Source organism: Natronoflexus pectinivorans (assembly GCF_004345615.1).
Classification (GTDB): Bacteria; Bacteroidota; Bacteroidia; order Bacteroidales; family Marinilabiliaceae; genus Natronoflexus; species Natronoflexus pectinivorans.
In genome coordinates this window covers 33,473-48,182 of sequence record NZ_SLWK01000015.1, presented here as the reverse complement: position 1 = coordinate 48,182, position 14,710 = coordinate 33,473, and the positions used below count along the sequence as shown (strand labels likewise).

The 14,710-nt window shown below is 40.0% G+C and carries 6 protein-coding genes; 1 reads left to right on the top strand and 5 read right to left on the bottom strand.

All coding sequences use genetic code 11. The annotated features are described in order from the left end of the window. Positions 1 to 145: 145 nt before the first annotated feature. Positions 146 to 832: a 7-cyano-7-deazaguanine synthase QueC gene (queC, locus tag EV194_RS14805; RefSeq protein WP_132434959.1), complete on the bottom strand. Its 687-nt coding sequence runs from the start codon at positions 830 to 832 to the stop codon at positions 146 to 148. 807 nt (positions 833 to 1,639) lie between these two features. Between queC and EV194_RS14800 the strand changes: the two genes are divergently transcribed. Next, positions 1,640 to 2,269 (top strand): NAD(P)H-dependent oxidoreductase, encoded by a 630-nt coding sequence (locus EV194_RS14800; RefSeq protein WP_132434957.1) that lies wholly within the window; start codon positions 1,640 to 1,642, stop codon positions 2,267 to 2,269. A gap of 371 nt (positions 2,270 to 2,640) precedes the next feature. Here the strand turns inward: EV194_RS14800 and EV194_RS14795 are convergent, their stop codons facing one another. From EV194_RS14795 to EV194_RS14780, 4 genes are all read right to left on the bottom strand, one after another. After that, on the bottom strand, positions 2,641 to 8,097 hold the full coding sequence (locus tag EV194_RS14795; protein ID WP_132434955.1) for a leucine-rich repeat domain-containing protein: 5,457 nt from the start codon (positions 8,095 to 8,097) through the stop codon (positions 2,641 to 2,643). Between the two features lie 69 nt (positions 8,098 to 8,166). After that, positions 8,167 to 8,772 carry a T9SS type A sorting domain-containing protein gene (locus tag EV194_RS14790; RefSeq protein ID WP_132434953.1) on the bottom strand — a complete coding sequence of 202 codons (606 nt, stop codon included), beginning with the start codon at positions 8,770 to 8,772 and terminating at the stop codon, positions 8,167 to 8,169. Between the two features lie 14 nt (positions 8,773 to 8,786). Then, positions 8,787 to 10,007: an SUMF1/EgtB/PvdO family nonheme iron enzyme gene (locus EV194_RS14785; protein ID WP_132434951.1), complete on the bottom strand. Its 1,221-nt coding sequence runs from the start codon at positions 10,005 to 10,007 to the stop codon at positions 8,787 to 8,789. 172 nt (positions 10,008 to 10,179) lie between these two features. Next, on the bottom strand, positions 10,180 to 14,709 hold the full coding sequence (locus EV194_RS14780; protein ID WP_132434948.1) for a hypothetical protein: 4,530 nt from the start codon (positions 14,707 to 14,709) through the stop codon (positions 10,180 to 10,182). Position 14,710: the final 1 nt, after the last annotated feature.

Below are 14,710 nucleotides of genomic sequence, written 5' to 3'. Positions count from 1 at the left end.
TTTCGGAAACCGGAGTCCGAAGACCGGAAACCGAAAATTTATGTTTTATAACTGTTTGTTGAATCATAATTTGCCCCTCTTTTCTCCTTTTTCAAACGGTCTCCAGTTTCCGTTCTCCTATTTCCGGTTTCCGTTCTCCGGTTTCCTATTTCCGGTTTCCTATTTCCGTTCCTCCTTCATCCACTACTCCTGCTTCCTGAAAAGCTTTTGCCCGTAGAAGGCAACTGTCGCATGTACCGCATGGTTTTTCTCCTCCACGATAACAACTCCAGGTTAACCCGAAAGGAACGCCAAGTTTTGCTCCAATTTGAATCTCTTCGGTTTTGGTTTTATAAATGAACGGAGCATGTATGGTAATTGGTCGGTTCTTTTCTGCAGCCATAACAGTTCCTTGGTTAATGGCATTCTCCATGGCTTTAATAAACGATTCCCTACAATCAACATATCCCGAGTAGTCCACCTGACTTACGCCAATAAAAATGTTTTGCGCATCAATGGCTTCTGCGTACGATGCTGCAATGGATAAAAAGACCATATTTCTTGCAGGAACATAAGTCACCGGAATATCTGTTCGGTTTACATCTCCATCTTCAACTTCCATGTTTTTATCGGTAAGCGATGAGCCTCCCCATTGATCCATATTAATGGTAACCAGCCGATGTTCTTTAACTCCGGCCACTTCGGCAATTTTGGCTGCTGCTTCTAACTCCCTTTTATGCCTTTGTCCATAATCAAAACTTAAGGTGTGCAATTCATACCCCTCGCTTTTGGCAAGCCATAGAGTAACTGCGGAATCTAGTCCCCCTGATAATAGTATTACTGCTCGTTTCATCAAATAGAAAAAATATAGTTTATGCAAATGATGTTTAAAACATCATGGAAGCAACAAAAACCATGTCTGTAACAATCCTGAAATGAAAAACTATAGGAAGACGAAGGAAAGATAATCATCGGTGATGCCAAACATCACCGGCACAATTGGAAAGTAATTTACAATGCACCACATGCATTGTAAAACACATTTTTGCGCATGTATCTTATTCATGGCCCATAGTTTTGTTTATAGACAGGATGGTTTCGAACTGTCTTATTGCTGCTGCAAAGATAGAAATATATTTTTGGTTCAACATCTAAATGATGGCGTTTTCGTTGATTTATATAATGGCAGTTGTTTTGCATGTAATGAAAGGACATCGCACTATATATACGTAAGTTTTAGCCTGCGGAAGGATACATATAAATACCTCAACTCCGATTCGGAGTTGAACTTTTACATTTTTAAGTAATTACTCAAGTTTTGCATTTATAGCTAATTTGCTATAATTTAAACAAATTTAATCCTTTCAGGATTCTCAGAGCGTTGACTATCTGTTAACCGCAAATTCTATTAGCGGTTACTCAGATTAAACCACCTTCGTGGTTATAAAGCCTGAAAGGCTTTATAGCCCCAACGGGGCGCCATCAGTAACATAGGGCAACGCCATATTAATATGGAATAATATTATACCAAAAGTTGCCCTGTAAGGGCAAAAGTATCAACTTTATAATTTGAATTCAAAACAAATTTGAACCAAATATTCACATCTTTGTTTATCTTAGTAATAATAAAAATTAAACAAAAATCATAAAACTGATAGTTATGGATATTCTAAAGCAACTAAATTGGCGTTATGCCATCAAAAAATTCGACAAGAGTAAGAAACTCAGTAAAGAGCAATTGGATTTACTCATCGAGGCCGTTCGCATGGCACCTACATCCTATGGTGTGCAGCCATTTGAACTTTACGTGATTGAAGATTCCTCGGTTCGCGAAAAACTTAGTAAATCTGCTTACGGCCAGCCACAAGTTACAGAGGCTTCACAGGTTTTTGTGTTTGCGGTTAAAAAAGACGTAACCGTTGCCGATATTGAAGAGTACGTGGCTCGCACTGCGAAAGTTCAGGGGGTTTCTGTGGGAGATTTAAAAGGATTTCGTGACATGATGGTGGGTTCTCTAGATGGAAAATCACCTGAAGAAAGATTTAACTGGGCAGCCCGTCAGGCATATATCACCTTGGGATTCCTGCTCACCACTGCTGCCATTGAAGGCATTGATGCCTGTCCCATGGAGGGTTTTGATAACAGTGGGTTTGATGAAATTTTAGGACTGAAAGATAAGGGACTGCATGCTGTGGTAATGGCAACTGTAGGTTTCCGTTCCGATGAAGATGATTACAGCAAAAGACCAAAAGTAAGGAAAGAATTAAAGGATTTTGTAACAAAAGTTTGAAATTAAAAAAACTCAAAGTTGAGGTTTTTATCTTATTTCATGGATCTATAATTTGATTTTAAGTAACAATAAAACGAGTCCCGAAACCTCGGGACTCGTTTTATGTGTCTATAATTTGTATCTTAAGGTCACATGGAACTCGCCAATCCAGTCATTCCCCTGTGTGAGAAAAGCTTTCTCATGGCTCGTTTCATATGGTTATAATTTGTTTTTTAGTTGTTCCCAAAGCCTTGGGAGAGCATAATTCCGAGAATCGGAAACTCGCCAATCCAGTCATTCCTAATTCGGTCAGACTCAGTACATCCCCTGTATTATAAAATCTATGACTTCGTCGAACTGACCATTTTTATGGCCGCTTTCATCCACACAATTTATTCGTTTACAAATGTTTTCTCATCGTGCAGTTTAATCTCCACGGTGATATCAGAAGCTGAATAGTCAGTGCTTACATAATGGGCGCTTGACGTGGACAACACATCTCCATCAGAATTATAGTCTGTTTTTGTAAAGGAGTGATATACATTGTTTAAAGCTTCTAAAGTTTCAGTTGTATTGCTGGTTTTGAATTCCAAAACATTTCCATAGTACCCCGGATATTGTCCTTCAGTAAACGAGTTTACATTTTTAACTTTAAGTCGCTTAACCTCATTTACAATCGAATGATCATATGGAGGTACATATATATCACTATTGGGTTGAGGCAAATAGTATCCTCCCCATCTGTATGTGGTAATGATGGATTGTTCAATTTCAATAGTTCCTTTAACAAAATTATATGTAATTTCCTGTTCCTTGTTCCATGTGGTTATGGATGCTGGGTTGTTTGCCCCGTTGTCTACTTCAATCCTCTCGATAAAAGATGCATAAACCACATAGGCAGAATCACTCTTCATCTCCTTTCTGGAATCGTAATTGGTTGTAGTATGCTTTATTTTTGGGGTGTTGGGGATATTTATGTTACCATCGATTATAAATGATCGGCTTTGTCCATCGCTGTATAGGTGTATTGATCTGTCAGATATGCGCGCATCGGCAAGATTATAAATATTTATTACCGGCATGGCTTCCAATTCAAAAGAGGTGTTGAAATTATTCATTATTCCAATAACACTCGGACATCTACGATTAACAAAAAGCAGAAAACCTATGTTTTGGTAACGATCTGCCGATAACCCTGAATTTGGCTCTAGCAGCATGGAATACTTTGTGGAATCTGAAATTTCTTTTAAAATCATTTGTTCGCTCTCAAAATCATATCTTCCATAATAGACAAAACCATCGGGGTTTAGATCGTGTTTTCTGGTATAGTTGACCACCACCGCACGTTTTTTACTGTTGTTATTCATCATCACCATTTTCGATGCCAGATAAGGTACGGCAAACGAAATGTCATCGACTTGCGGATCGTTTTCATCGTTTTGAAAATCATAGACCATGTTGCGGGCAAAAGTTCCCATATCGCCCTCTTTGGCATTGTTGATGACATGGCTTAGTGGATTGCCTTTGGATTTATTTAGGATGGTTAACTTTGGATTGCTGCCTTCAAGCATATATCGTACATAGTCATCGTATTCCTGTCCAATTGTCGATTGCATTTGAGCTACAATCTGGTCGTTCAGGTAATTCCGCCAGGTGATGGATGCCCTGCCTCCTAAAGTATGCAAATCGGTCATCATTTTAACCGGATCAAGTTTTGTCCCATCACGTAATTGATGCATGTAGTGCAGGAATGTGCTGGATAGATTGGCATCGGCCGTGTTGGCGGTAAATTTTTCCAATACTGGTAAAAAGGTTGCCGCATCCCATGACTCGCCTAGCAAATCAAAAATACTTTTGTCACCTTCCACCGGGCGGTAAGATTGTAGCAGATTCACTTCCGGTTCAGCACTACTCATCTCAGCCTCATTCCACACCAAACGGCCGGCCAATGGAGCATTGGCTTCGGCCCAAAATGTGTTGGCAGTCATTACAAACATATAAAACTGCTGCATGTAATGCATGTACTCGTGGGCAATGGTTCTTCGCAAATCGTCTGTTTCTATTAACAGTTGTGAGTTAAGAACAAAGTACCCCCTTGCGTATCCGGCGGCTGATATGTGTCCGTATGCACCGCCACCGGTGTTTGAAACATAAACCAGAAATCTTGATCTAGTCAGATTTAAGCCTTTCTCATCAAAAGCATCAATTACTTGGTTCAGATATTCTGCAACGTCCTGAATCATGTAAGGTGTACCGCCATTATCCGGGTCAGTATTTGTGTTGTGCCATGGTTTTGGATCATAATTTCTGAGATAATATTCATACCCTAAATAACTATTGTCTTCGCCTGTTCCTGTTCCCCATTTATAGATTACTTCAGCCCTGTTTTTTGTGAATCTATGGGTGTAGGATCCATGTTGCACTTCATACCAGCCAAGCTTGGTCAGGTGTGGTGTGTAGAATACAATTGCATCGTCTTCCAAGCTGATTCCTCCTTCCCGGTATTCAACCCATCGTTGTGTTTGGTCATCGTAGAATACGGGACGAAAGTTGGGTATGTCCATGGCATCAATTTCTGACAAATCGATGTTTTTTAGCTTGATTTCCAGCGGAATATCAAACACTGTTCCAAAACTCACGGTGACATCATATACTGAACTGAGGCGATAAATTTCATCTGCAGGTGGAGGATTCTCTAACTTGGTAATGGTAAGTCTAAAATCCTCAGAAGTTAATCCTATCGGCAGGGTGACTGAAATGCTGTCAACGCTTACTGTAAATGACTCTTCGGCAACATTCACCATGTCGTCAAAAAGAATTTCGCCAAGTGGTTTTATTCTGATGGAATCAGAGTAGATCGGGTCGCAACTCTTTTCGGTGATGACACTGCGAAACCATGCCGGAGATTGTGCTGAAAGAATCAGTTCTTTCTCATTAAAATCAACCACGTTGATTTTAACATTTTGTTGCTCCATGTCATTAGTCACCTTATGCCAGGTATATCCATCCAATGATCCTTCCCATGAAACATTTCCACGCATACCCATAGGAGCGACCAGAGTTACATGATTATCGTAAACAACGTAGTTGTGCAGACTTGTTGACTCGGTAACATAGCTCTCGGGGTATGCCTTCTCAACCAATTCCTGTTCGGTATAGAGAACTATGCTGATGGTATCGGTATTGACCAACCGAAGAGCTGGTATGGTATTAACGGTTCCCATGTGTGTCACATCGTGAACAGGTACGTTGTCGTTGAGAATTTTACAGTAAAACTGTTTCGATAGGGTTTCTTCATTTACAATGAGCTTTAATATTGGGTCGGACTCAGGGTTGCCCATTTCGCTCAAGAATCTTGATCTGATTTGATCGGGGTATGTGAACCAGTAGTATTGGTTATCGGGATGATGAAAATTGCCCAAATCCCTGATGTCGATAAAAATTGTATCACCGTATACGGCTTTAACTTGGTTGGTTGAAAGCAAGGCTGTTTTCTGGTCGCCAATTCCGTGCCTTAATTTTTCAGGAGCCGGAAGATCTTCAAATGTGAACCTGTTTTGACTTATAACAATATAGCTAGCGGGTGCATTTAAAAATGATTTTGGCAGTTGACCCGATAATTCATTGTGCTCCAATCTCAACAACCCTTTAGGAGCAAACATGGCAATGGCCGGCGGTAATTGTTTAATCTGATTATAACTCAGGTTTATGGTGTTCAGATTGGGTAAAAAACAGATCTCATCGGGAAAAATCGTGAGTTGATTGTGTGACAAATCCAGTTCGGTTAAACCGGGCCATGCGCCAAAATTGTAAGGAATAGTACTAATTTGATTATTAGCTGCGATAAAACGAGTTATACCCGGTATGTTTAAGATTGTTTCAGGAATAGTTGTTAATTTGTTTTTGCTCAGATCTATTTGAGTAATGGCATTGAGTGCTCCTATCTCTTTGGGGAGTTCTGTAAATTGATTGGAATTTAGAAATAGTCCCTGAAGTTTTTTTGCACTGCTTATAGAAGATGGTATATTTCCTTCAATATGGTTTTCTGACAATTGTAGGCTAATAAGTTCAGGCCAGTTCAACTGCTCAGGTAAAGAGCCTGATAATTGGTTGTTTGCTAATCTGATGGTTCTAAGTTTTGACAACTGACCTAAACCAACAGGAATTGAACCTGTGAGTTGATTGTTAGACAAGTTTAATTCTCTGAGATTGGAAAGTTCTTCTATTGATGATGGAATTGTTCCGGTAATTTGATGACCATCTAAGTTTAGAATCTCTAAATTTTCTAACTCTCCAATGGAAGAAGGCAAGGAGCCTGTAATCTTTCCATTGTGTAAATTGAGTGATTTTAATTGCCTTAATTGACCCAATGATTGTGGCAGCTCTCCTTCGACGATATTTGTCAGGTTAACTTCTTGGAGGTTTTTCATCTTGTGTATATCATTGGGAATGTGCCAGGATAGATCGCCAACTCCCTTATGGATTGCGATATACTCAAGGTTGCTTAAATTGGTTATAGAATTGGGAATAATGCCGTTGATGTTTCCATTGAGACGAAGAAAAACTAGGTTCGTTAAGTTTCCAAACTCTACGGGTATTTCTTCAATGTCAGCGTTGAGAATAAATCTTTTCAGCTTGGTAAGTTCACCAATCTCTGGCGGAATGGACCCTGAAATATTTGATGAAAAGCTTCCCAGTTGTATTTGAACAACTCTCTCGTTGATAACAAACACCCCGGGCCATTTAACCACAGGTGTGGTTATGTCCCATCCTGTTTGACCGTTTAGGCTGTTGTGCAGAGCTATTAGAGCCAATGAATCTTGTTTGTTGGTGGTATAGGGGGTAGGGGATACAAAAGCATTGACAAGAAATCCTGAATTGTACCTATTTCCTCCTGCCTCAATTTTGTGGACACCATTTATTTGATAAAATCCATTTCCCAAACCACCCCATCCAAAATGGATATGCAAAAAGCCATTACTGTCGTATCCGTCAACTACCACAGCATGGTTAGCCCATTCCCCCATTATTGTGGCGTAAAATGGACGACCATGGTTAAGTTCATTAAGTAAATACTCCCTTCCTAGCCCTTGGGTATGAACATAAAATCCAAAATAATCCTCGGGAACATTATAAAAATCGGTTCGCATGGGAAAACTGCCAAAGGCACTGCCACAAAAGTTCATCTCCATGCCAATACCAACGTAATGTTGAAGATTGGTCAGGTTTATATTGTCCCAATCAAAAGGAAACTCAGTAAAGTCGGCACATTTTTCGCCTTGGGTTGGGTGTTGGTAACAATGAGAACCAGTTCCCTGTTGAGGGTGACGATGATAAGCTATGATTTGAGTCATGGCTGTGGCGGCACATCCAGACGGACACCCACCGGCATCGGTATGGTAGGTTTGGTTTAGGTTAACTCCGCGTGAAGCGAGTAAGGGAGCTACGCCAGTAGTTCCGCCTTTTAATGAATAGTCAGGTTTTGCAATGGGTTCATCCATATTTTCAAAAAGATGGAGCAGCGCTATAAAGCCATCAGGTAAGTTCTCTGAATCTAGATTTCCCGATTCTGAATATCCGACTATCACGAACTCATCTCCTGATTTTACCACTACAGCATGTCCTTTGGAAGCTCGTTGGAATGCATAAACAGGGGTGGTAACACCTGTGGGGGAGTTGTATACAAGTTGAAGGTTTTCTTGGTGTGTTGACTTTAAATGACCTGAAAAAAAAGCCGCAGCTTCTTTTCTTGCTTTCTGTATTTCAGTTATTTCTGCGTTGGAGTGAGAAACACACAAGAGGCCTGTAAGAAGGCAAACTAATAATTGTTTTATTTCAAATGATTTCATGTTTAGGTCTTTTTGCTTTTGGTCTTAATTGTGAGGTTTAGAAAATGATCTATTGTTGCATTTTAATTTCTATTCTACAATAGCCTTTTCTACCCTATTTACATCTCCCAGTTTTGAGTATATAAGATATACTCCAGGGGAGAGATTTACCGGGATGGTGGTTTCTGCATGTATCAATTGATGATGAATTAACCGTCCATTGATATCGTATAACCTGATGTTAACAGATTGTTCTGTTGACAGATTGCCATTTAGATAAAGATAATTTCTGGTCAACTTCCAATTATAAGTTTCAGAATGAGCCATGCTGCTTTTTTCTCCCGGCATTGAAGGAGAGATGCTGATGGGAATGAGTACTTCACAGCTGTTACTGTCTCGAATTCTTAAGTAATAAGAATGATTAATTGAAGGAACGATTAAGGCAAGCTCTCCCTCCGCTATTACTGTTTCATTTTCCAGCCATTGGTAGGAGTATGGGAAACTACCCCCATTAATATAGTAGCCCATTGTTCCTATGGCATTTGGTATATCTGCCGGCAAGGATTCGTCAAAGAGAGTATATGCCTCTATAGGCTCCGTGGCTTGTTGTGGTTTAGCAAGTCGAACAACTGTTTGGCCTAACATTGATGACCATGCCATCAATAGAATCAATGAAATAAAAACGAGTCTGGTCATGTTGATGTTTTTTATCAGAAAGACATTACGAATCTAAATCCTACACGGTGACATCTGAAACAGATGGGTTCATCAGGATGTCCGGTATCGCCCCAGCATTTACTGAAGCACCCGGGAGTTGCATACCACCTTGCTTTAACATAAAAAGCACCATGGCCAAACATAACCATATCAGAGTAGTCACCGCCTCGGATTACCTTTTCGGTACCGGTTTCGGGACCAGTAGGATTGTTATTATCACTGCTGTTATACCCAGATTTATACCAGTCGCTGCACCACTCACTTACATTTCCACTCATATCATACAATCCCAACTCGTTGGGTAAAAGCTGAGCTACTGGTTGCTTGCTGTTTGCGCTGTTGTAAGTGTTCCAGGCTACATCATTTAACGTATTGCTGCCAGCATAGGCATAGCCTTTGCTTAAATTGCCCCCCATGGCCGCAAACTCCCATTCAGCTTCGGTTGGTAGGCGCATTTCAAATCCCGTGAGGTCACTAATGGCAGGCAAGAAGTGGTCATTAATCTCGTTCCAGGATACAGCACTGACCGGATGATTTGGTCTGTTATATTCATTATGATCATCATATCCTTCAAGGTCATCATAGGGCAGAGAACCCATAATTTGGCTCCACAGCCCATTGGTGACTTCTGTTTCGCACATGTAAAAACTGTTCACAGATACACTATGAGCCCACCGGCTTTCAGGAATATCAGAATCCCCCATCATAAAACTGCCTCCTTCCACAAGAACCATTCTAAACTCGATGTCTCCTGCTGAAAATCTAATAACCGGAGCTCCTTGTTGGTTTACATGAATGGTGTGTTGATTACTTCCTGCCTGAATGGAGATTTGAGAGTTCCTGGGAATAGATTCATTTTTTGATACTCCAACAACAATGCCTTTTGCCCCAGCCTCACCTGAATAGTCAGCCAGTGATAGCCATTCACTATTATTGGTTATGGTATATGGTACGTCTGATTTAATTATAATAAGACATGCGTCTTTTTTATATGTCATTTGAATTTCTGAAGCATCAATATTATCACTTCCATAGATGTTTACAACTATTGATGAGGTGTGATCCGGGTCTCCAGTATCATCCCCATCCTTGTCTTTATCTTTGGAGTCTTCTTTTTCGTCAGGAATCATCTCTTTTTCCGACTTGCTACAGGAATAGTAACTTAATGATACAGTAATTAACCATATCAAAAAGTAAAATGCTTTTGGTTTCATTTAACTTCGTATTATTAATGAATAGGCGCTTAGGTTAATTTATTTAATGTGTGTTTAATGAATTTGAATCACTATCCTAAATATACGCTTTTATAATCTTTGTTATTCAAAAATTACAGGCTTTAGTGTTTTTTTAAATTAATGATTTTTACTGTTATTGATATATGTATGGCTAGTCATTTTCTAACCCGTTACCCTCTGGGATTGCTTCAATAGTTTCATTGTCTATGAGTTCGTTAACATTAATATCATTCTCTACGGAACTCCCATCTCCTTCATCATCTTCTTCAAAGGTTCTCAAGTGCCTTCGCATCCTGCTTTCCGGAGCTAGAATGAAAGAATACCCCGCATCACCTAGTCGTCCACGAATTCTTCTTGCATCTGCATCAAGCGTTTGAACGTTGGTGTTGTATGCAGCCATGGATGAGCGTGTCTGCATTTGATTATTTCTATAGCTGAAGAAGAAATATGTGGTATCACAAGCCTGAATGTGCATATCAAGAGAGTTTCCTCCGCGGCTAAATGCTATTACTGCCTTGACATGAACCTTCTTGTTAACCGGTTGGTTTTTAATATACTTAAGGAGCACTTCAGAGTCGGCAATGTAGCTTCTTGAAGGAGGATCCCACCGCCATTGAAGGCTGTCCATCACCAACAAGTGCTGGTGTTCTTCCGGTAATGATTCAAGTTCCTCTTTTTTTGATATCTCTTCGCTTACTTTTACAGCTGTTTCAGATCCCATCCACTCTGCAAGTCGGTTAATTGAAATCGAACTTGCAGGATTTGGATCGTTGCCGGCTGTATTGTTAAACTCTGAAGTCATCAGCTCAATGGACTCTTTGTCCAGCATAAAATCAAGGCCAAACAAGGTGTTCAGTGTGGCGAGACTATCACTTCGGGTGTGAGAAATATCTCCCGAGGTAAAGGTTCTTACCCTCCCTAAATCAAGTCCCATATTGATGTTTCCTCGTCCCGTTACCAAACAGCCATCGTTATGAAACCTCATGATGTTGCCTGTTGTGTCAGGGTTTTGTATCAACTGGCTCTGTGCAATGGTAAAGCTGTTGTGTGCCGGGTCAAAATAGAGATATCCGTTGGCCGAAAGAATAGGTGCGTCACTGTGAAATTTTCGCTCCTCTAGAAATGCTGCATAAACTATATTTGAGTCCCTGTTCAGGAAGAAGTTGTTATAAATATTCTCAAATTCATAGTTTCTGACATTTTCCGGTATTGGGATGTAAACACTATCGGGATTTATCTCAGAATCAAACCTCACATAATTCTGCGGACCACGTGTTGAACATTCATGCAGCATTTGAGCTCCTCCATCAAATCTTAACAAAGGATTTCCTGCAGTCAAAGTCGTTTTGCCTTTAAAGGCAAAATGACGGTTAAACGTGAATAATTCTCTTTCCTGAATTTCCGCTTCGGCTGTTGTTGTTCTATTGCGGTTAACGCCAATCTGGCTGAAATTAACTGTTTTAATCTCCTTATTTCCATTTACGAAATCATACTTTCCTGTAGCATGGTAGTTAAATTTCCCTTCAATGGTGACAATTGCATCATAAAACCGATGTATTGAGTCATTCAGAACAATATTCACCGACTCAAGAGGATCAATGACAGCATTTCTGTTTATGGTTACAAATCCGTCATGAAGTATCATTTCTGTATCTGCTACATTAATACTTCGAACTTCTTGCGCATGAATTCTCCTGCTGTGAATATCGTATTGTGCCATCGGCACAATAAAATCAAGTGAATCCTGACGACGGTGTGTTGAGACAAATCTGTTTCCGGCTGATCCTCTGGCTCCAAGTAGAATTTCGTTGCGATCAATTTCCCATGAAAATTCACTGATGTATGCTATAAAACGGTTTTCGGTAAACTCAACTTTACTACCTACGTCACGTGAGGTAAATGTTCCTTGACGTTCTTTAAAATTAATGGTTGAAAGCAGGTTGCTGGTCTTAAAACTTACATCAAATTCCTCATCGTCTGATACCAGATTAAAGTCTGAGGAGTCAGCAACTACCACATGATGTGTGAAATCCATGTGCTTTGCAACCAAATTGGCGTTTGGCATGTGCAAAATACCGTTACCTGATAATCCGTTGGGTGTTATGTTCAATGTTCCTTCCAGATTTGTTTCCTGACTGAATAGAGTAAATGGTTCATCTTGTATTTCAGCCAACAATTTATCCTCAAACGGCAAATAGTCAATGTTAACAAAACGTGCCTGTACATCTGGAAATTCTACCCCACTGTCTCTTGGTTCGATATTGAATTGATGTGCCAATCCGTGAGTTTGTTCAGGTAAGAATGTAAATTGCTCAGAAGATGCTGTTGTTGTAATGTAACTAATGGTTCCATTTCCAAGTAGCCCTTGGTTGCTCAGATCGATTATGTTGTTGTATTTTGCCCTGTTGTCGTAAATAGGATATCCTTCATCCGTTGTAGATCTTCGGAAACCCAACGAATAATCAGGACGTACTACCAGTTTCTCCTCTATATCAGGAAACACAGTACTGGAAAAAACGCCGGTAAACTCTACATTTCTTCGAGTTAGCCGATTGATGCTGGATATTTCGAATGGATTCAATTCAAAATAAAATCTTTCTCTGTCGTATGCCCCGTTCTGAATGAAAGGCCTGTCATAGTAAACAAATGAGTTTGTATTACTTGTGAGTCTGGGATACTCGGGGTAGATTTCTTTTCCAGATTTATTATCCGGTCTGTCAATTTCTAAAAACCCTGACAATTGTGCAATGGTGCTGTTGATGCGTCTTTGCGCTCTTCTGCCAATATAGTCCTGCCCATCGGTTTCTATTCGCATGGCCATTGAATCAATCGTATGTAAATCGATTCTGAAATTTTGGTAATTGAAGGTAAAACCATCTCCAAAAAGATCAATCATCCCCGCAGTAAGGGAACCATCAAAACTAAAATTCCGATCTTTTTTCATTACCAATCTTTCATTTTCCGGGAAGAAAACGACATTCTGCCGGTCGCTTATAGTAACCACAGAGACTCCATTCATTTCCAGATCATAATTCAATAAATCAAACCTTGCATTTGGTGTTGATCCGGGTGTGGTGGAGCGAAACCTGATGACATCATAGTCTTTAAAACCTGCCCTGAACTGGAGATAATCTTTTAATCTGTCTCTTATTTCGATGGTATCAGTGTCCACATTGTATCCAATAAAACCATGAAAGGAGAGTCCAATGATTTGTTGCCTGATTTGATTTTCAGGTATGCGCATAAAGCGGGCGTAATCTCTTGCGGTAAATGGTTGTTCTTTGTTATGTCTGTAACAGTTTAATAAACCTTGTAGGGGGTGGATGGCATCCATTCCCTGAAGTTGATGGAAGAACTCCTCTCTAAAGTAGCTGATGGACTCAAAAAATGCATGGTTTTCAGCTGCGCCGACAACCATTCTCAACTCCATAAAGTCCCGGTTCATTTGCCATTTAATCAACTCCGTATCCATACTGATGTTATGGTATGTATTGAAAAATGGACTTCGGGAAATGCCATTGCCATCTCTAATTAAATGGATCTCTTTTACAGGATCCATGTACTTAAACAGCAAGCCTGGATGATAAATGTAGCCGGTATCAAGCTGAATGGTAATTTCGGTGGTATTACTTACTATTTGGTCTTGACGAAGCGCAAAGTATCGTGATTTTGCAATAATAAATGGCTTGTCGTTTCTGAAAATGGTAATAATTGCAGGATTGTGCGCCGTTCCCGAACCTAAAAATTTTGAACCATGCTGAGAAAAGCCGCCTTCATAATTGAAATTATTATGAATGTTATCTATCTGGTAACGTTGTTCGTATGATTCAAATCGGGGGAATGTGGTGTTTTCCGGATTTCGTATGTTCATTAAACGGTGATGTACCCTTCCTTTTAAAGAATGGTTAAAGTAATGACGATTATAAAATTCAACATCTTCTACTTCAAATTGATTACGAGACATATCAACCTGGTAATTTCCAAAAGTGCCGTAAACCATATTGCTTTCGAAACCACTTTGTTCCCAGGTAATTCGTCCACTTTCTCCTTGCCAGATACCACTCATCAGGTTTACCCGACCGGTTGTGTTATAAACCATAATGCTGTCTTCGCGAGCCTGACAAACTATGGTGGTTGGTCTTGTTATGACGATATACATCGAATCGGAAAAGTGAAAGTGATAGGTGGGGTTGTGTGCTTTCCAATTCAATGCAGCAGTGGAAAAAACCACTTTATCGTTCAGCATGTTGGTGGTGTGTTCAAACAATCGAATGGCATGTCGAAGCGGATATCTGGGGTTTTGGAGCAACTCCAGCAATCCTTTGTGCCAGGTTTCAAAACTTCTTTCCGGATGATGCGATTCTACAAAGAGCATAATGGTGGTCAGGTAGCTATGAAAATCAGGGTAGGGACGACCCCTTTTTTCATGGATTTTATCTGATACCAGCATCATGAGTTCCTTCAGATGCTCAGGCGTTTCGGGAGAAACCCAGAACTCTTCTACTTCACTCACAAAAGCACGTGCAGCTCTACGGTCGGCAGATACACTAAATATCTCACTCAACTGGTTGATGTATTCTGATTCTCCCTGTTTACTAAAATGGCCATTGCCATATGCCCCGCTGTAGGAATATTGAAAAAGGATGAATGATATAAATAAAATTCGTAAAACTGCAACCATA